General features: G+C 44.3%; 15 protein-coding genes, 2 tRNA genes and 1 rRNA gene. 5 read left to right on the forward strand and 13 right to left on the reverse strand.

Going from position 1 to position 18,321, the window contains the following annotated elements:
• Positions 1-264: 264 nt before the first annotated feature.
• The 4 genes from W234_RS0101450 to W234_RS14930 form a co-directional block, all read right to left on the reverse strand.
• Positions 265-340, reverse strand: a tRNA-Ala gene (locus W234_RS0101450).
• A 7-nt stretch (positions 341-347) separates the two neighbouring features.
• Positions 348-424: transfer RNA gene (locus W234_RS0101455), tRNA-Ile, on the reverse strand.
• 97 nt (positions 425-521) lie between these two features.
• Positions 522-2,059, reverse strand: a 16S ribosomal RNA gene (locus W234_RS0101460).
• An 872-nt stretch (positions 2,060-2,931) separates the two neighbouring features.
• Positions 2,932-3,072: an ESPR-type extended signal peptide-containing protein gene (locus tag W234_RS14930; protein WP_227501892.1), complete on the reverse strand. Its 141-nt coding sequence runs from the start codon at positions 3,070-3,072 to the stop codon at positions 2,932-2,934.
• Positions 3,073-3,316: 244 nt separating this feature from the next.
• On the opposite strand from W234_RS14930, the gene W234_RS0101465 reads away from it, so the two are divergent.
• Both W234_RS0101465 and W234_RS0101470 read left to right on the forward strand, forming a co-directional pair.
• The gene (locus W234_RS0101465; protein WP_025644053.1) at positions 3,317-3,946 is read left to right on the forward strand and encodes a response regulator; all 630 of its coding nucleotides are present in this window, start codon (positions 3,317-3,319) and stop codon (positions 3,944-3,946) included.
• 453 nt (positions 3,947-4,399) lie between these two features.
• Entirely contained in the window at positions 4,400-6,205 is a 1,806-nt protein-coding gene (locus tag W234_RS0101470) for a hybrid sensor histidine kinase/response regulator (RefSeq protein WP_198013328.1), read from the forward strand.
• Between the two features lie 97 nt (positions 6,206-6,302).
• Here the strand turns inward: W234_RS0101470 and pssA are convergent, their stop codons facing one another.
• Both pssA and W234_RS0101480 read right to left on the reverse strand, forming a co-directional pair.
• Positions 6,303-7,247, reverse strand: coding sequence for a CDP-diacylglycerol--serine O-phosphatidyltransferase (gene pssA, locus W234_RS0101475; RefSeq protein ID WP_227501906.1), 945 nt, complete (start codon positions 7,245-7,247; stop codon positions 6,303-6,305).
• A gap of 9 nt (positions 7,248-7,256) precedes the next feature.
• Entirely contained in the window at positions 7,257-8,153 is an 897-nt protein-coding gene (locus W234_RS0101480) for a 23S rRNA (adenine(2030)-N(6))-methyltransferase RlmJ (protein WP_025644060.1), read from the reverse strand.
• Between the two features lie 146 nt (positions 8,154-8,299).
• Here W234_RS0101480 and W234_RS0101485 point away from each other — a divergent pair, with 146 nt between their 5' ends.
• A complete protein-coding gene (locus W234_RS0101485) occupies positions 8,300-9,055 on the forward strand; it encodes a 2OG-Fe(II) oxygenase (RefSeq protein WP_025644062.1) in 756 nt (251 codons plus the stop codon).
• Positions 9,056-9,108: 53 nt separating this feature from the next.
• Positions 9,109-10,320: a succinyl-diaminopimelate desuccinylase gene (gene dapE / locus W234_RS0101490; protein ID WP_025644064.1), complete on the forward strand. Its 1,212-nt coding sequence runs from the start codon at positions 9,109-9,111 to the stop codon at positions 10,318-10,320.
• 77 nt (positions 10,321-10,397) lie between these two features.
• On the opposite strand, the gene W234_RS0101495 is transcribed toward dapE, so the two are convergent.
• The 6 genes from W234_RS0101495 to W234_RS0101520 all read right to left on the reverse strand — a co-directional run bounded on the left by W234_RS0101495 (position 10,398) and on the right by W234_RS0101520 (position 15,257).
• Positions 10,398-10,976: a GyrI-like domain-containing protein gene (locus W234_RS0101495; RefSeq protein WP_025644066.1), complete on the reverse strand. Its 579-nt coding sequence runs from the start codon at positions 10,974-10,976 to the stop codon at positions 10,398-10,400.
• A 58-nt stretch (positions 10,977-11,034) separates the two neighbouring features.
• Positions 11,035-11,244 (reverse strand): Fe-S cluster assembly protein IscX, encoded by a 210-nt coding sequence (gene iscX / locus W234_RS0101500; protein WP_011279849.1) that lies wholly within the window; start codon positions 11,242-11,244, stop codon positions 11,035-11,037.
• 158 nt (positions 11,245-11,402) lie between these two features.
• Complete coding sequence (locus W234_RS0101505; protein WP_025644073.1) at positions 11,403-11,948, reverse strand: acyl-CoA thioesterase; 546 nt, start codon at positions 11,946-11,948, stop codon at positions 11,403-11,405.
• A 283-nt stretch (positions 11,949-12,231) separates the two neighbouring features.
• Complete coding sequence (locus W234_RS0101510; RefSeq protein WP_025644075.1) at positions 12,232-13,632, reverse strand: NAD(P)(+) transhydrogenase (Re/Si-specific) subunit beta; 1,401 nt, start codon at positions 13,630-13,632, stop codon at positions 12,232-12,234.
• Complete coding sequence (locus W234_RS0101515; RefSeq protein WP_051397413.1) at positions 13,629-13,967, reverse strand: proton-translocating transhydrogenase family protein; 339 nt, start codon at positions 13,965-13,967, stop codon at positions 13,629-13,631. The genes W234_RS0101510 and W234_RS0101515 overlap by 4 nt, the downstream gene beginning before the upstream one ends.
• Before the next feature lie 129 nt (positions 13,968-14,096).
• Positions 14,097-15,257 (reverse strand): NAD(P) transhydrogenase subunit alpha, encoded by a 1,161-nt coding sequence (locus W234_RS0101520; RefSeq protein ID WP_025644079.1) that lies wholly within the window; start codon positions 15,255-15,257, stop codon positions 14,097-14,099.
• A gap of 488 nt (positions 15,258-15,745) precedes the next feature.
• On the opposite strand from W234_RS0101520, the gene yaaA reads away from it, so the two are divergent.
• Positions 15,746-16,534 carry a peroxide stress protein YaaA gene (yaaA, locus tag W234_RS0101525; protein WP_025644081.1) on the forward strand — a complete coding sequence of 263 codons (789 nt, stop codon included), beginning with the start codon at positions 15,746-15,748 and terminating at the stop codon, positions 16,532-16,534.
• A gap of 119 nt (positions 16,535-16,653) precedes the next feature.
• On the opposite strand, the gene groL is transcribed toward yaaA, so the two are convergent.
• Positions 16,654-18,309: a chaperonin GroEL gene (gene groL / locus W234_RS0101530; RefSeq protein ID WP_025644083.1), complete on the reverse strand. Its 1,656-nt coding sequence runs from the start codon at positions 18,307-18,309 to the stop codon at positions 16,654-16,656.
• Between the last annotated feature and the right edge of the window lie 12 nt (positions 18,310-18,321).

Genomic DNA, 18,321 nt, shown 5'->3' on the forward strand with positions numbered 1-18,321 from the left:
TCGCAATTATAACGATATCACCTATGTTTACGCTTGATTCAGTTCTCTTTACTTTGAAGATTAGCCCTTGGGATAACAAACAATGTCGTTAAAAGGCTAATCTTCAGGTTAGCAATAACACGTGAAATGTTATTGCTAACCCAGACTCATATCTATGTTTTTAAATAGTTCCTATCTCTTCGTCAGATGATAGGTTCTGTATAAAACAGAAGTAAATAATCATCTACGATTACTTAGTTCTATTTATACACTTGTTTATAAGAGTGGTGGAGCCAAACGGAGTCGAACCGTTGACCTCCTGCGTGCAAGGCAGGCGCTCTACCAACTGAGCTATGGCCCCATTAAGATGGTAGGCCTGGGCAGACTTGAACTGCCGACCCCCGCGTTATCAACACGGTGCTCTAACCAGCTGAGCTACAGGCCTTTAATGTCTAAAGCAATCACTTTATACAATAAGGCTTATAAACAATCTAAACTAAAGAACAACTTGTTGTGAATTCTTGCTGAGCGAATGCCGTCTATAAGGAGGTGATCCAGCCGCAGGTTCCCCTACGGCTACCTTGTTACGACTTCACCCCAGTCATCAACCACACCGTGGTGATCGCCCTCACTAAGTTAGGCTAACCACTTCTGGTGCAATCAACTCCCATGGTGTGACGGGCGGTGTGTACAAGGCCCGGGAACGTATTCACCGCGGCATTCTGATCCGCGATTACTAGCGATTCCTACTTCATGGAGTCGAGTTGCAGACTCCAATCTGGACTACGATAGGCTTTGAAAGATTCGCATCACATCGCTGTGTAGCTGCCCTCTGTACCTACCATTGTAGCACGTGTGTAGCCCTGGTCGTAAGGGCCATGATGACTTGACGTCGTCCCCGCCTTCCTCCAGTTTGTCACTGGCAGTATCCTTAGAGTTCCCGGCTTAACCCGCTGGTAACTAAGGACAAGGGTTGCGCTCGTTGCGGGACTTAACCCAACATCTCACGACACGAGCTGACGACAGCCATGCAGCACCTGTATTCTAATTCCCGAAGGCACTCCCGCATCTCTGCAGGATTCTAGATATGTCAAGACCAGGTAAGGTTCTTCGCGTTGCATCGAATTAAACCACATGCTCCACCGCTTGTGCGGGCCCCCGTCAATTCATTTGAGTTTTAACCTTGCGGCCGTACTCCCCAGGCGGTCTACTTATTGCGTTAGCTGCGTCACTAAGTCCTCAAGGGACCCAACGACTAGTAGACATCGTTTACGGCGTGGACTACCAGGGTATCTAATCCTGTTTGCTACCCACGCTTTCGAACCTCAGTGTCAATATGATGCCAGAAGGCTGCCTTCGCCATCGGTATTCCTCCAGATCTCTACGCATTTCACCGCTACACCTGGAATTCTACCTTCCTCTCACCTATTCTAGCCTGACAGTATCAGATGCAGTTCCCAGGTTAAGCCCGGGGATTTCACATCTGACTTATCAAGCCACCTACGCTCGCTTTACGCCCAGTAATTCCGATTAACGCTTGCACCCTCTGTATTACCGCGGCTGCTGGCACAGAGTTAGCCGGTGCTTATTCTGCAGCTAATGTCATCGCTAACGGGTATTAACCGTTAGGTCTTCTTCACTGCTTAAAGTGCTTTACAACCAAAAGGCCTTCTTCACACACGCGGCATGGCTGGATCAGGGTTGCCCCCATTGTCCAATATTCCCCACTGCTGCCTCCCGTAGGAGTCCGGGCCGTGTCTCAGTCCCGGTGTGGCTGATCATCCTCTCAGACCAGCTACAGATCGTCGCCTTGGTAGGCCTTTACCCCACCAACTAGCTAATCCGACTTAGGCTCATCTAATAGCGAGAGCAACAAGTTGCCCCCTTTCTCCCGTAGGACGTATGCGGTATTAATTCGAGTTTCCCCGAGCTATCCCCCACTACTAGGTAGATTCCTAAGTGTTACTCACCCGTCCGCCGCTCGACGCCTGGGAGCAAGCTCCCATCGTTTCCGCTCGACTTGCATGTGTTAAGCCTGCCGCCAGCGTTCAATCTGAGCCATGATCAAACTCTTCAGTTTAATCTTGCTTGAAGTCTTCACTATAAATAGTAAGACGACTTCTAATCTTGGCTCATTTAATCTGGCAAATCGCTAAAAATTATGTTCGTAATGAATTAACTTTGAGTTTTTCTGCTGATTAAATGATAATTTTTATAGTTAGTGTAAACTCCGAAAAGAAGTTCAAACCAACTTTATTTTTAGCATTCTTATCTCAGCAAAAATCCACACAAGTTGTTCTTTAGTTCTGATTTTAAATAGTGTCTCTTTACTGTCGTCCAGTTAAAGAGTTATAAACTAATAACTAAGCAATGTGCTTATTGTTATTAGCGAGCTGACTATCATATCATGTTAATTATGTTTGTCAAGCTTTTTTATAATTTGTTTCAGTAAGTTAAGAGGCTGATTTGACTAAGTTATTTAGTCTCTATCTCGCCCTATCCCTTAATGAGGTGCGTATTATAGACGGTTTAAATAAGTTGTCAAGAGATAAATTATTTTATTTTAAATTAATTTAGTAGGCTGGATCATTACTTAATAGCTACGCTATTAATGTGTTAGTCAGTGGTAAACCACTTTCTGATCCGCCTTCCCTTTCGACTGGGTGGCATTATACGCGCTTTGCTCTGTCCGTCAAGCTTAAATTTGGGTTTATTTTGGTTTGGTTTAAGTCTATCGGCTAAGTGTTATTGATTTCAACAGCTTAGCACTAGAATTAACTCTATCTATTATCAAGATATAGTATTAGTAGACCTAGCACAATAGTAATAGGCCTACTTATTCCTCAGTCAATACAGTCTTACTTAATCGAAGGTATAGCTTATACCGACATTACTACCATTTAGTGGTCTTTAAGAATGCTACTACAAATAGCATCTTACTTATATAGAACATTAAATTTTATCGTGACTAGTTACCCCAGTATTAGTACTCACTGAATTACTATACCTACTACCTGATTTGGCAACCTCCTTCACTGCTATATAACAGTCTGTAGTACGGTTAGAGAGGACACGATAAATATGGTTTAGCATAATAAATTCCTTTTTATTGCCTTTCCTTTGTTACTAAAGCTGCTACACTATCTATGACATGTCAAAAAATGTTTAATTATAAATATATTCGTTAACTTGAATATATTAAAGTAATTTTTTCAAACGCTAATTAAATAATATGTTATTAACTGTAAGTTAGAAATTTTTATGAAGTGCAGGATAAGTGTATTAATCATAGCGAACGCTAGGTAAATATAGACAAAGCAGCTAATGGATAAAGTACATGAAAACAAGAAAAATTGTCTTATTGGTGGATGATCATGCTCTATTTAGGGCGGGGCTGCGTCTCATTCTGAAGAATAAAATAGACGCTGACATTATCGAAATTGAGAAAATCAGCGATGTGACAAGTCTTACAGAAGAAGTCGATGTAATATTACTAGATATTTGTCTGCCAGGGCTCAATGGCATCGACGGTATGACTATTCTGCAACAGCGCTGGCCTAAAGCGCGTATTATGCTTTTGTCTGCTACGAATAATCATGAAGAGATCAATAGAGCATTAGAGCTAGGTGCTTGTTGTTTTTTGCATAAAAATTCTAACTCCACTCTCATTTGTAATACAGTACAGTCACTATTAATGAGCCGCTTACCAAGTAAAAGCGAATCTTTCCAAACACCGCACTCTCCTATCGTTACTCAAGCAAAAACTTTGCTAAGCACTCGGCTATTAGAAGTATTAGCGCTTATGGCAGAAGGTCATAGCAATAAATATATCGCTGATAAGCTGTCTTTAAGTGAAAACACAGTGCGTAATCATATCGCCACCTTGATGGATCATTTCGAAGTCCACAACCGCACCAAAATCATTATTGCCGCTCAACAAGCCGGTTATCTCGCTAGGCCAGAATGAACATAGCTTTTTGGACATAAGGGTCTTTGCAAGAGTTTTATATAGCACTGATATGGATTATTGACTATGTATAACGACGATATCGAAACTCTTCCTAGCATAATCCCGAGCACCTATAATCATAAATTAGTTTTAGCCGCGCAGATTAGACTGCTGCTTAGGAGCTTACCTTTAACACTCTTAGGCATTATTTTTATCAGTCTTTGTTTTTTTGCGACTATGTTTGTCACTTATGATTTGAGTGAAAATCAGCAGACGTTAAATACTATTTGGATGATATATCATACGATAATCGTAGGCGTACTCTGGCTTTGTGTGAGACTTATCCTTAGTAAGCCTAATACGTTAGATGTTGAATTTTTGAAGAGAGTATTTGCAGTTTTGATTCTGTTTTTTTCTGCAGTAATGGTTGTTTGCCTACCTATATTTATCGCTATGCTGCAGCGTGTGCCTATGATGGAGATCAATGCGGCCAAACTACTGATTGTCACTTGGACATTTTTTCATTTTATTATTCTTTATATCTGTTGGTCGAGCTGGCAAAAAATTAGAGCTTTAGCACAGCAAACCACAGATGAAAACACAAATGATAGTACCAAACCAAAACAAAGCACGACTTTAAATAGCCTTGACTATCAATTACCTGATAATTATGTCAGCTCTTTTTTTACTTTGACTTATGAGGTGCCGCAGTCCACCTCTAAAAATAACGATCATTACTTAGCGCATTATGCGGTCTATAGCGTTCTTTTTATTTGCACTTTGGCAATTGCTTGTCTTTGGGCGCTTGCTATTGGCAAAGCCTTTATGACCAATATTGAGAACTCCACGCAAGTTATTATACTGCTAGGGTTGCATTTGGGTATTATGAGCGGAGGAATCTCAAGCTTAGCTATATTTTGGCGCGTCTACATTGCTTATGTATTACCGAGTGTGTTCATGTGGGTGTTGTTACTCGCCTATATAGACGGGGCCGAGTTTAGTATTTTAGGGCTTGCCGTTATAGGTCTGCTGTTTTTCAATATTTTCTTTGCCAAGCATACCTCTATCAATACGCTAAAAGCTATCTTGATCTATTTAGAAAACAATAACCTAGTAGCGCAGCTACAGATAAAGACTCGAGAAATAGAAAAAGTCAGTTCAGCCAAAACTCAGTTTTTGGCGGCAGCCAGCCACGATCTGCGTCAGCCAATACAAGCCTTAAGCTTATTTATTGAAGCGCTTAAGGATACTAATCTTGATAGTCAGCAAGCACAAATCGTAAATTACGCCAGCTCTGCTAGCCAATCGAGTCGTGAGATGCTCAATTCGGTGTTGGATTACGCGCATTTAGAAAGTGGCGCGATGACTCCTCATTTTGTTGCAACTGAGCTCAATAGTATTCTGCAAAACTTGGTCGATGAGTTTAGTATACAAGCCCAGCATAAGCAGCTGTCTTTACGCCTCAAACCTACTACTCTGTGTGTCATGACCGATCCTATCATGCTGGCACTGATATTAAGAAACTTAATCAGCAACGCCATACGCTATACCAATAAAGGCAGTGTGTTGATTGGTGTGCGTAAATTATCTACAAATCACTCCTCTTTGACGCTAGAGTACTGCCGTATCAGTGTATGGGACACAGGGAGCGGCCTAACGCCGCAAGAGATTGAGCAGGCATTTAAGTCTTTTCATCAAATAGAGCGTAATAATGTGACAAATCAAGGATTAGGACTTGGGCTGGCTATCGTCAAAGGTATGACTGAGTTATTAAAAGCAGATCTAGAGGTAAAGTCTACGCTGCACCAAGGATCCCAGTTCTCTATCGTGCTGCCTATCTGCGAAAAAGATGATGAAAACATCTTCTATAGCAATACTGCCGTCAATCATCTGTCAGGAAAGACGGTATTAGTAGTCGATGACGACAATATTTTGCTCAAATCAATGCAACTGTTATTGGAGGTTTGGGGCTGTAAGACTGTTGCTGCACAAACCGTAGCACAAGCGCTCACAGCTTTTAAGGTGCATCAACCTGATATTGTCATCTCTGATTATCGCTTAGCTGACAAAGAAACTGGCGAGGAGGTCATTATCGCTATTCAAAACGCTAGCAGTACTGCTCTTTGCCACTCAGCGTCCTTTATTCTACTAACCGCCAATACTTCACCTAAGCTCCTCAAAGCGACAAAAGCGGTCAATCCAACTATCCTACATAAACCTATAGACCCGCTTATTTTACGTCACCACTTACAACAACTCGCAGCAAAGGCGCTATAGAACAAACTATCGTTATCAGCCTATATAAGAAAAAGCCGCCTACTAAGCAAGCGGCTTTTGATCCATAGGTAACGGGATTTGTAATACGATATCGTTTTTAGAGCTTCGCTTTTATCGTCGTTACTATACCTGATAACGCGTAGATAACGCCGATAGCTAAGATACCAACAGGAATATCATAAATAAGAATACTTAGAACTAGAACGGCAACGATCAAAGCGACAAAAGGCACTTTCTTTTTATCGAACTCTTTAAAGCTATAGTACTTAACATTACTGACCATCAGCAAACCACAAATCACCACCCAAGCGGCGAACAAAATCATAATTAAGGTGTCATATTGACCCACCCATTCATTGTGGTCAATGGCAACCATGACGGCTGCGGTGACTAAGATCGCCGCTAAAGGACTAGCAAGGCCCACAAAGTACTTTTTATCGACGATGCCCACTTGCACGTTAAAACGCGCCAAACGAAACGCGCCGCAAGCCGTAAAGACAAAAGCACAGCCTAAACCAATACGGCCTAAAGGCTCTAGGGCAAAGCTATAGACCAAAATCGCAGGCGCGATACCGAAAGCCAACAGGTCAGCTAAAGAGTCATACTGCTCACCGAACGGGCTTTGCGCGTTGAGCATACGCGCTACTCGTCCATCGGCACCATCCAAGATAGCTGATAAAAATATCGCTAAAGCGGCTTTATAAAACTCGCCACTGGTGCTCGCTAAAATCGAATAAAAGCCAGACAACAACGACAAGGTGGTAATCAAATTGGGGGCCAAATAGACACCGCGACTCACTACTTGCTGACCCTCGGCACCTTCTGCCTCAATGACTTCAAAGGTGAGGCCTTCATAATCGTCATTATCTGCTAAGCGAATGTTAAACTCATGCTCGTCGAGATAAGGCGGCTGCGTGGCGGCACTATCACTAATATGACCTAAATTATCATTGAGCGGCAGCTCAGCTGATTTTTCAGTAACACCAGTAGCTTGATTATCGATAATTTCGTCTTTATTACTAATGCCGTTCTCCATACTCATAACCTATCCTTATTCGCCGACCAGCCAGCGTACATTGGTCGCGCTATCAGGGGTCATGTTTGGTGCATCAGCAACTTTAAGCGCAGGCTGTAAAAAGCGTAATATCTCGCGCGCATGATTATCAAACTGCCAAGGCGGATTAATAACCAACATACCGGTACCATTTAGACCAACGGCCACATCGTTTGGATAGATATTAAGCTCACAGATAAGCTGGCGCCTAATATCGGTACGTTTGAGCTTTTTGTAGAATAGCTCAACCGCGTCAATATTCTTAATCGGGAACCACAGCGCATAAGTTCCTTGTGGCCATTTGTTATAGGCAGCTACTAGTAGATCGATGAGACGAGTGAAGTCCTTGTGCTCTTGCTCATAAGGCGGATCAAGAAATATCAGGCCGCGTTTCTCTTTTGGCGGTACAACTGCTGTAATGCCCTCGAATGCATCGCGATGATGAATACCAATCGGTAGCTTATGCAGCTGATAGTTCAGTGCATCGTACTCACTTGCCTTAGCTTCAAAAGCCTCACCGCGCACGCTACTATCTGGCTTTTCAATCGAGGTTTTTTCGATATGATGAGCAATCCACCAAGGCGAACCTGGATAGACTTTATTGTCATAGGTAAAACGCGCTTGCTTGATGCCTTCCATATAGTCTTTGACGGCAGTAGGCGCTTTTTCCATATCTAAGTTTTCAGCTTTTAATAACGCTTGGATACCGCCTTTGGCTTCCTCTGTTTTACGCGACTCTTCGCTTGCCAGCGAATAAAGGCCTCGACCACCGTAAGCATCGAGAGCATAAAAAGGTTTGTTTTTTTGGCTTAATTGATTGAGCAGTTGCACAAGCAAAATATGTTTCACCACATCGGCGAAGTTACCCGCGTGGTAGGCATGTTTATAGTTCATAGTCTCAAAAGTTTAAATAACAAGAATTGCATCTATGGTAGCATAGGAAGCCTAAAAGATAACGTGGGTTTTGGTAATTAGACGTTGATTGAACGTTGATAAGCGCTAATAGCACTTTAGTAATTCGTAAAGAGTGACGGTACAATATGGCAATGATTACTAGCAATCTTAAGATAACGCCCCTCGCGGTTGATAAGCCTATAGGCATGGATAATCCGCCGCAGCTTACGCCAGATGATAAACAAGGCGCAAGCACTGATGGCTTAACCCAACGCCTCTTGCAACTGTCTGACTTTGAGGTCGACTGGGCGCATAGACTCAGCGATAGCGCGCTTGATAAACTGGTTGCGGATGGATGGATGGTACTCGATGATGTTTTTGCAGATAAAGCCTTGCTTGCCTTGCAGGCGGAAAGTGGCTTTATTGACTACCGTGAAGCTGAGCTTACCGCTGGCATTCGGGTAAGCAATATTCGCGGTGATAACATTCGCTGGATCACCAAGGACTTCTTTGCTGGGTTTTATTACCTACAGGCTATCAATGCGCTATCGGCTCTATTGAACCGGACGCTATTTACTGGTATTCGTCATAGTGAGGCGCATTATGCCTGCTATCCACCTGGCTTTGGCTATAAGTGGCACAGTGACAACCCGGCAGGCCGTGATGAGCGCGTGATATCTGCGGTATTTTATCTCAACGACGACTGGGAAGAGATAGACGGCGGCGCGGTTGAAATTGTGGATAATCACAGCGTCCATCATGAAGTCATGCCGCTTGCCAATCGCTTAATTATCTTCAATAGCGACCTACAACATCAAGTGCAAACCGCCCATCGTCAGCGCTATTCTATTGCCACGTGGATGCGCCGTGACGGTTTAGTGCCTTTTGTTGAGGAAGGTTAGTTATCCGTTGAATTGTTTATTCTAATAAAATTACTTTTAGTACAAGGTTTCTTATGTCAGACAATAATAACAAAAACGTCTTAGCGCAAAACCATCAACAAGCCACGCTAGATCTGAGCATTGAGCTACTTGAGCGTCCTTCAGTCACGCCAGATGATGATGGCTGCCAAGATATATTGTCAGCGCGATTAGAGCAAGCAGGCTTTGACTGTGAGTTTATGTACTTCGGTGATAGAGACAAAACAGGCGAGCATGCTGAGGTCAAAAACTTATGGGCACGGCGCGGCGCGGCTAATCCCGTGATTTGCTTCGCCGGTCACACCGATGTCGTACCAACTGGTGATGTGAATCATTGGACCTATCCACCCTTTACGCCAACTATAGCGGATGGCTATCTATGGGCGCGCGGTGCCGCTGATATGAAAACCGGCATCGCGGCTTTTACCATTGCAAGCGAGCGTTTTGTCGCGAGTCACCCTGAGCATAAAGGCTCAATAGCTATGCTGATTACCTCAGATGAAGAAGGCCCCTCAATCAATGGTACGGTGAAGGTTATCGAAACCTTGGAAGCTCGCGATGAAAAAATAACTTACTGCCTAGTCGGTGAACCTTCAAGTACCAATACCCTCGGCGATATTATCAAAAACGGCAGGCGTGGCTCGTTAGGAGCAGAGCTGACGGTCACAGGTAAACAAGGTCACGTCGCCTACCCGCATTTGGCTAGTAATCCGATTCATGCGGCAATGGCAGCACTAAGCGATCTGACTGCTGCTGAATGGGACTCTGGTAACGACTACTTCCCTGCCACTTCCTTGCAAATCTCTAATATCAACAGTGGTACGGGCGCGACCAACGTCATTCCTGAAACACTAGAAGCTGTATTCAACTTTCGTTTTTCGACTGAAACGACTGAGGAAGAACTCAAAGAAAAAACCCATGCGATATTTGACAAGCATTTTGCTAATAGTGACGCCAGTTATGATATTCATTGGAAATTATCCGGCAATCCGTTCTTAACGCCCGAAGGTAAACTGGTTTCCGCTTGTCAAAATGCGATCAAGTCAGTAACTGGTACTGATACTACGCTTTCTACTTCGGGCGGGACATCCGACGGCCGCTTTATTGCTCCTACTGGCGCGCAAGTGGTTGAGCTTGGCGTGCGTAATGCCACTATTCATCAAGTTGATGAAAAGGTCGAAGTCGATGACTTAGGAAAACTGGCGCAGATATATGAAGGAATATTAGAGAACTTATTGCTAGATTAACTGTGTAAATAGAATTGAAAAATAAAGAAGCACCAGTAACCAATTGCTGGTGCTTTTTGTTAGCTGATGATTTATTTTCACTTAATGCCGATATAGAGATCCAGCTGCCCGTATTCTAAATTACCACCGATATAATGCTCAAAATCGACATTATAAGTGCGCGTGTGTTCGCAGTCTGGGTTATGGAAGTACTCCCATGCTTTCTCCCACGCATTCATCACTGTATTGGGCATTCTACCCTCTTCGGTAAACACTAAATACTTACCTGCAGGGATAGTCACCGTAATGACATCACTACCATGAGCGGCACTTAAAATATTCTCAGGGCTAAGAACGTTACTGTCTTTGCTATCTTTACTGCTCTCTTCGCTGCGCTTATTACTTTCGCTACTGTCCTGCCCTGCTGTCTGCTCGCTCTCTACTTTCCAACTAGCGACCACATCGAAGGCACCGACTAGATCCTCGCTCTCATAGTTATGAAAAACGCCATAAATATCCTCACCCTCGTCCAGGTGACTGACATGGTTTTGATAAAACTTTTGCCATAAACGGCCAAGTTTCGCGGTCTCAAAACTAATTTCAGCATTATTAGTAGTACGCACGCTAATGCCTTTACAAACTATCGCCTCCGATAGCTCTTTGACTTGTGAGCTCATAGTGTTTCCTGATGCATATTAAAGAGTTGATTACCAATACTTTGCAAGTAAAGTCAACTTAATCGGCTTCATCTATCCAGTTCATCTGAATCGCTTCCAAGATGCCTTCATTTGAGCGCTGCGGATCATCATCAAAGCCTTCTAATTCCGTCACCCAGCGATGCAAATCGGTAAAGCGTATGTACTGCGGATCAGTCTCTGGAAATTTTTCATAAAGCTCGATTGCGATATCTAAGCTGTCGGTCCATTTTAATTTTTGTGGCGTCATAACGGTACCTTTTTTTAGTCGTTTTAGAAATAGTAGTGTCGCCTTAGTATTGGCGATTTGATAGGCTCTATCCTACCAAAATTCAGCAAATGATTATAGCCAAGTTGTTTTACCCTGTTATTGTCAGTACGCTTTCTTCGTGCTGTTTTTGACATTATCTATGCTGACTTGGCCGACTTAACCGCGACTTGGTGCTGATTCCAACTATCAATGACATCGCTTAGTTTCTTACCATTCATATCTAGCACACTTGACTCGCATTTATTGCCTTGCTTATCTTTTAGTACAAACTTGGTCATCCCAACGCCCATCAGTTGGCTTTTGACAAAAAAGCGGCTTTCAAAGTAGATATACTTGTTATCCCAGCCGGCAAGTACACTACTGACCGTCATTTTATCCAAAAACTTAATCTCTTTAAGATAGATCATCTCTTGCATAGCGATGACCCAGTTTAAAGGCTTAATACCCTTTTGATGGACACAAGCCATGAGCCAACGGGTAATATTGAGCTCAATAAAGGACAAGTACCGATAATTGGGTAGGTGATCGCGAAAGCCCATATCATGCGGTAGTACTCGATAATGGCGAACAATTGGCGCGCTCAACGCCTCGCTATCTAGGGTTTTATTATCACTCTTTTCTTGCTGCTTGAGCTGTTGTTTGAGTAAGCTTGTCATAATAAAAAAACGGATTAACATATTCATAGGGAACTCTTTTCGCGTTTGTTCTGTGTGTTATAGTCGATTCTAAATAAAATAGATATATGGTTTTTAGCCGCGGAACTGGTATAAATTTTACTGGCGTGCTGTGCCTACGCAGACAGAGGCTGCATAACTAATATTTAAACAAAAGCATCCCAGTCCCGCTGTGTCGTTTTTATAATGAACTCACTATATAAGTGAAATAATGGCGCTATACCATAACGCAAAAAAGCCACCGGAGTGACTTTTTTACTGGAAATGCTTATTAAAAAGTACTAATAGCTAATTAATGACCGCCGCCATTGATACTGCGTACCATCTCTTCCACCATTTTCTTGGCATCACCAAAGATCATCATAGTCTTATCCATGTAGAACAGACTGTTATCTAGACCAGCATAGCCTGTGCTCATTGAGCGCTTGATGACCATTACCGTTTGCGCTTTGGTTACCTCTAAGATAGGCATACCAAAGATTGGTGACGTGGGATCGTCTTTGGCTGATGGGTTGACCACGTCATTAGCACCAATGACTAGCACCACATCAGTACTTGGGAAGTCTGAATTAATCTCATCCATCTCCAAGATATCATCATAAGGAACGTCAGCCTCTGCCAATAGTACGTTCATGTGACCGGGCATACGACCGGCAACCGGGTGAATAGCAAAGCGTACATTGACGCCCTCTTCTTTTAGTAGCTCATATAGCTCTTTGACCGCATTCTGTGCACGGCCTTGCGCCATACCATAACCCGGTACGATAATGACGTCGCTAGCATTAGACATAAGAAAGCCTGCATCTTCTGCTGAGCCTGACTTATAGTTCTTTGGCGCGCCGTCATCAGCGCCGCCTGCCACCGCTGCACTGCCCATTCCGCCGAATAAAACGTTAATCAATGAGCGGTTCATCGCCTTACACATAATATAAGATAAAATTGCCCCTGATGAGCCGACCAGTGAGCCTGCAATAATTAGCATCGAGTTACCTAAGGTAAAACCAATACCTGCTGCAGCCCAACCTGAGAAGGAGTTAAGGAGCGACACAACTACGGGCATATCACCGCCGCCAATTGGCGCAATCCACATCCAACCAAAGGCGATCGCTAATACAGTCATAATGTAGAAGGCAGTGAGCGAATCAGTAATAAAGTATACTGCGCCAAAGCCTAGCATCGCGATAAATAATAGCGCTTGCACGGGCTTAACCCAGCCGCCATTGACCGTTTTTGCCCAACTTTTTGCGGCAAGTTTACCAAAGGCAAAGACCGAGGCTGAGAAGGTAATCGCACCGATGAAACAGCCAATAAATAGCTCTAAGCGGGTGACCGTATTGTACTCTTGATCAGAATGTAATACCGTTGCCAAAGCAATCGCTACTGCCGCCAGGCCAACTAAGGAGTGCATCAAAGCCACGGTTTCTGGCATTTGTGTCATCGCTACCGTTTTTGACTTCCAAATACCAACCGCTGCGCCTAATACCATGGCACCAATGATCATCCACATGATCGGACCTTCGGCCAAGAAGAAAGTGGTGATAACGGCAATAGCCATCGCGACCATACCCAAACGGTTACCGCGGATAGCGGTCTTTGGGCTTGAGAGTCCACGTAAGGTCAAGACAAATAAAATAGCGCCAACTAAATAAAACCAGTCCGCATTAGTGGCGATAAAGTTTGTTAAATCACTCATGCATCACCTCCATTATCCGTTTTTACCACTGGCGCTTTTTTGGGTTTAGGTTTGAACATTGATAACATACGCTCCGTCACTGAAAAGCCGCCAAAGATATTGATACTGGCTAAAAACACAGCAAAAGCACCGATCAAACTCGTCGCCGTAAACACTTGGTTATCGATAACGACGGTCTGCAAAATCGCCCCAACAATTACAATACTAGACAATGCATTGGTAACTGCCATCAAAGGCGTATGCAGCGCTGGAGTCACACCCCAAACCACGTAATAACCCACAAAGATCGCGAGTACAAATACGGTAAAAATTGCGACAAATGGCGTGCTAGCCATAGCGGCGCCAGCTGGCGCGGCTGCTAAAATAGTGGCAATCATTTTATCCTCCTAAAATTTATTCATTACTGACAGATTCATTAGTGATATAACAAAGACTCATAGCTGAGTAACTCAGTAGTCAGCCGCTTAGCGCTTCGCCAATCGTACTTGACCCTCATGGGTCACTGCCAGCGCGCCTTGAATCTCATCTTCCATATCTAAATGAAGCGCCAGTTGGTTCGGTGCAGCGTCAGTATTCGCATCATCTTCAGCAATCAAAGTCGTGATAAAGTTCACTAAGTTATTGGCATAAAGATCTGAGGACTGCGCGGCGAGCATAGATGGAATGTTTGCCGCACCAACGATACGCACGCCGTTGTCTGTAGTGACCGTCTCATTAGCAACTGCGCCTTCAACGTTGCCGCCGGTGCCCGCTGCCATATCGATCAGCACGGAGCCGGCTTTCATCTTATCGAGTGTGGTCTTATGCACCAATCTTGGAGCGTCACGACCTGGTATCTGCGCGGTGGTAATGACGATATCAGCGCCGCTTAGCGCTTTATCCACCACTGCCGCTTGATCTTTCATATACTGCTCTGAGGGCGTCCATGCATAACCGCCGGTTGCTTTGGCCTTTTGCGCTTCTTCCTCACTCATCGGTACATCTAGCCATTTACCGCCAAGCGACTCGACTTGCTCGCGTGCAGAAGGACGCAAATCACTTGCTTCAACCACAGCGCCTAGACGCTTGGCCGTAGCAATCGCTTGCAAGCCTGCTACGCCGACGCCTAAGATGACCACTTTGGCAGGCTTGACGGTACCTGCTGAGGTCATAAACATAGGAAAAGGACGTGAGTATTCATTGGCTGCTAAGAGCACCGCTTTATAACCGGCAAGGTTGGCTTGTGAGGATAAGACATCCATGTTTTGCGCGCGCGACAAGGTACGTGGCAATAGCTCCATCGCAAATACAGTCGCGCCTTTGGTCGCATAAGTCTCTAGCTGAGTATTACGGTAAGGATCTAGCATACCCACGACGATTTGCTTAGGCTTTAGCGTCTCGGTGAGCTCAGCTGGCAAGTCACTGATAGTGGTAATAATTTGCGACTGCTCAACCACCTCAGCGCTGCTGCTAGCAATATCGGCTCCAGCCGTCTGATAGCTGTCGTCTGTATAATAGGCTGCAAGACCTGCGCCTGACTGAACGACGACCTCAAACCCATGTCTACGCAGTTTTTTGACCGCGTCTGGGGTTAGTGCTACGCGGCTCTCAGTTGTGCTGTCTGCACTGATAACACCGATTTTCATATCGTCTCCTTACATGCAAATACTTGACTGATCACAAGCTTTGGCTTTATGGCTATATTGAGTGATAAAATAGTGGGCGCAAAAAAAACCCTGCTCAGCTCGTACTCTGTGAAGTAAAGCACTGAGCAAAGATTATCAATTCCCTAAATGATAATACTATCTTCATCATCTGTTTTTATTATAGAGACATCATCCCCTACCTTTCATTGTTTAATGATGACTCATAAGTAAATAAAAAGTTAGAGGTCGCGTCTGGGCTATAACTTTTATTGTTATATCAGAAAATTATTGACAATAATAGCCGTGTATACATTCTATTTTTTGCATATATTGCTGCTTTGAGCGCACCGATGGTTTACTTAGTCAATGCCTATCCTCTATCGCTATAGGTTTATGCTATGGTAGTGCCATGACTGACATCACAATTGGCTAAGTTTTTGCTTGCCCTATTTATTGATAATTACTCGATACTTAAAAAAGGAGCCTCTATGTACTTTGTACTCTCCCCTGCCAAGTCTTTAAATGAAACGGACGCTGTGCCATTGAACCTTGGCAATTATTATAGCCAGCCTGCCCTCATTGACGACTCAGCTCAACTGATAAAAACCCTTAAAGCCAAAGATCCGATGGATTTGCAAGAGCTTATGAGCATCTCCGATGATTTGGCGCAGCTAAATAGCGAGCGTAACCAAGCATGGCAAATGCCACATGACTCGGACAATGCCAAGCCTGCCGCTTATCTGTTCGATGGTGATGTTTATACTGGACTTGCCAGCTATGAGATGGATAAAGACACCATGCTGTATCTCAACGAGCATTTGGGTATCTTATCTGGTCTATATGGCGTGTTAAAACCGCTAGACTTGATGCAGCCGTACCGCTTAGAGATGGGCACTAAGCTAAAAAACGCGCGCGGTGATAATTTGTATGAGTTCTGGGGCGAGAAAATCACCGATGCTATTAATAAGCAGATGGCCGATAGCGATGACAAGGTACTGATTAACCTAGCGTCTAACGAGTACTTTAAATCGGTTAAGAAAAAAGCACTGGACGCGCAGATTATTACCCCTAGATTTGAAGATGAGAAGAACGGTCAATATAAAGTGATTAGCTTTTATGCCAAAAAAGCGCGCGGCCTGATGGTGAAATATGCCGCGGACAATAAGCTGACCAAAGCGGAACAACTCAAAAAGTTTGATTTGGTAGGTTATTATTATGTCGATGAGCTGTCTGACGATAATACTTGGACGTTTAGAAGAGATGAGGTAAATTCTTAATTTTTAGCGGATTAAATAAGGACAAAAAACCCCGATAAGCTCTCGCCTATCGGGGTTTTGTCTGCTGCGTACTATAGCGTAAAAGCTACAGTACTAAGCAGTACAGGTCAAAGGGCTGATTACATCATGCCGCCCATTCCACCCATGCCGCCCATTCCACCACCAGCGCCAGCAGGCATAGCACCCATGCCGTCATCGCTTTGTGGTAGATCAGTGATCATCGCTTCAGTCGTCAGCATAAGACCTGCAACAGAAGCTGCGTTTTCTAGCGCTGAGCGAGATACTTTAGCAGGGTCTAAGATACCCATCTGTAGCATATCACCGTATTCGCTAGATGCTGCGTTGTAACCGTAGTTACCGCTACCGCTCTTGACTTCGTTGACCACGACTGACGCTTCTTCGCCAGAGTTAGTCACGATTTGACGTAGCGGCGCTTCCATCGCGCGGCGTAGGATATTGATACCCGCGTCTTGGTCATCGTTATCGCCTTTTAGCTCAGATAAAGCGTTCATCGCACGAACGAGTGCAACACCGCCGCCAGGAACGACACCTTCTTCGACAGCCGCGCGAGTGGCATGTAGCGCATCATCAACGCGATCTTTTTTCTCTTTCATCTCAGTTTCAGTTGCCGCGCCAACTTTGATAACTGCTACGCCGCCAGCAAGTTTTGCCATGCGCTCTTGTAGCTTTTCTTTATCATAGTCAGAGGTAGACTCTTCCACTTGACGCTGAATAGATTCAACACGCTCGTTGATAGCTGTGGTTTCGCCTGCACCATTAACGATGACGGTGTTTTCTTTACCGACAGTGACTTTTTTGGCAGTACCGAGCTGCTCAAGGGTCGCTTCTTCTAGGCTTAGGCCAATCTCTTCTGAGATGACCGTACCGCCAGTCAAGATAGCGATATCTTGTAGCATCGCTTTACGGCGATCGCCAAAACCAGGGGCTTTTACGGCACAAGTTTTTAGGCCGCCGCGCATGTTGTTGACAACTAAGGTCGCTAAGGCTTCGTTTTCAACATCTTCAGCGATGATAAGCAGTGGCTTGCTCTGCTGCATGACTTGCTCAAGTAGTGGCACGATTTCGCGGATGTTGCCGATTTTTTTGTCAACCAATAAGATATATGGGTTTTCAAATTCAGCAGTTAAGCTATCTTGCTTATTAGCAAAATATGGGCTGATATAACCACGGTCAAACTGCATACCTTCGACCACTTCTAGAGTGTCCTCAAAGCTTGAGCCTTCCTCGACAGTGATAACGCCTTGCTTACCGACTTTTTCCATCGCTTGCGCAATAAGCTCACCGATTTTGGTATCTGAGTTCGCTGAGATAGAACCGACTTGAGCAATAGCTTTTGAGTCGTCCGCTGGCGTTGATAACTGATGAATCTGCTCAACTGCCGCGCGTACCGCTTTGTCGATACCGCGTTTGAGATCCATAGGGTTCATGCCGGCAGCGACTGACTTCATGCCTTCTTGCAGGATAGACTGAGCCAATACTGTAGCTGTCGTAGTCCCGTCACCGGCGACATCGTTAGTGCGGCTAGCGACTTCGCGAACGAGCTGCGCGCCCATGTTCTCAAACTTATTTTCAAGCTCGATCTCTTTGGCAACCGAAACACCATCTTTAGTAATGGTCGGTGCGCCAAAAGACTTATCGATTACCACGTTACGACCTTTAGGTCCTAGAGTGACTCGTACTGCGTTTGCTAGAACGTTGACACCGTCCATCATTTGCGTGCGAGCATCAATGCCAAACTTTACGTCTTTTGCCATGTCAAATTACTC

It is taken from the genome of Psychrobacter sp. TB15, from assembly GCF_000511655.1.
Classification (GTDB): Bacteria; Pseudomonadota; Gammaproteobacteria; order Pseudomonadales; family Moraxellaceae; genus Psychrobacter; species Psychrobacter submarinus.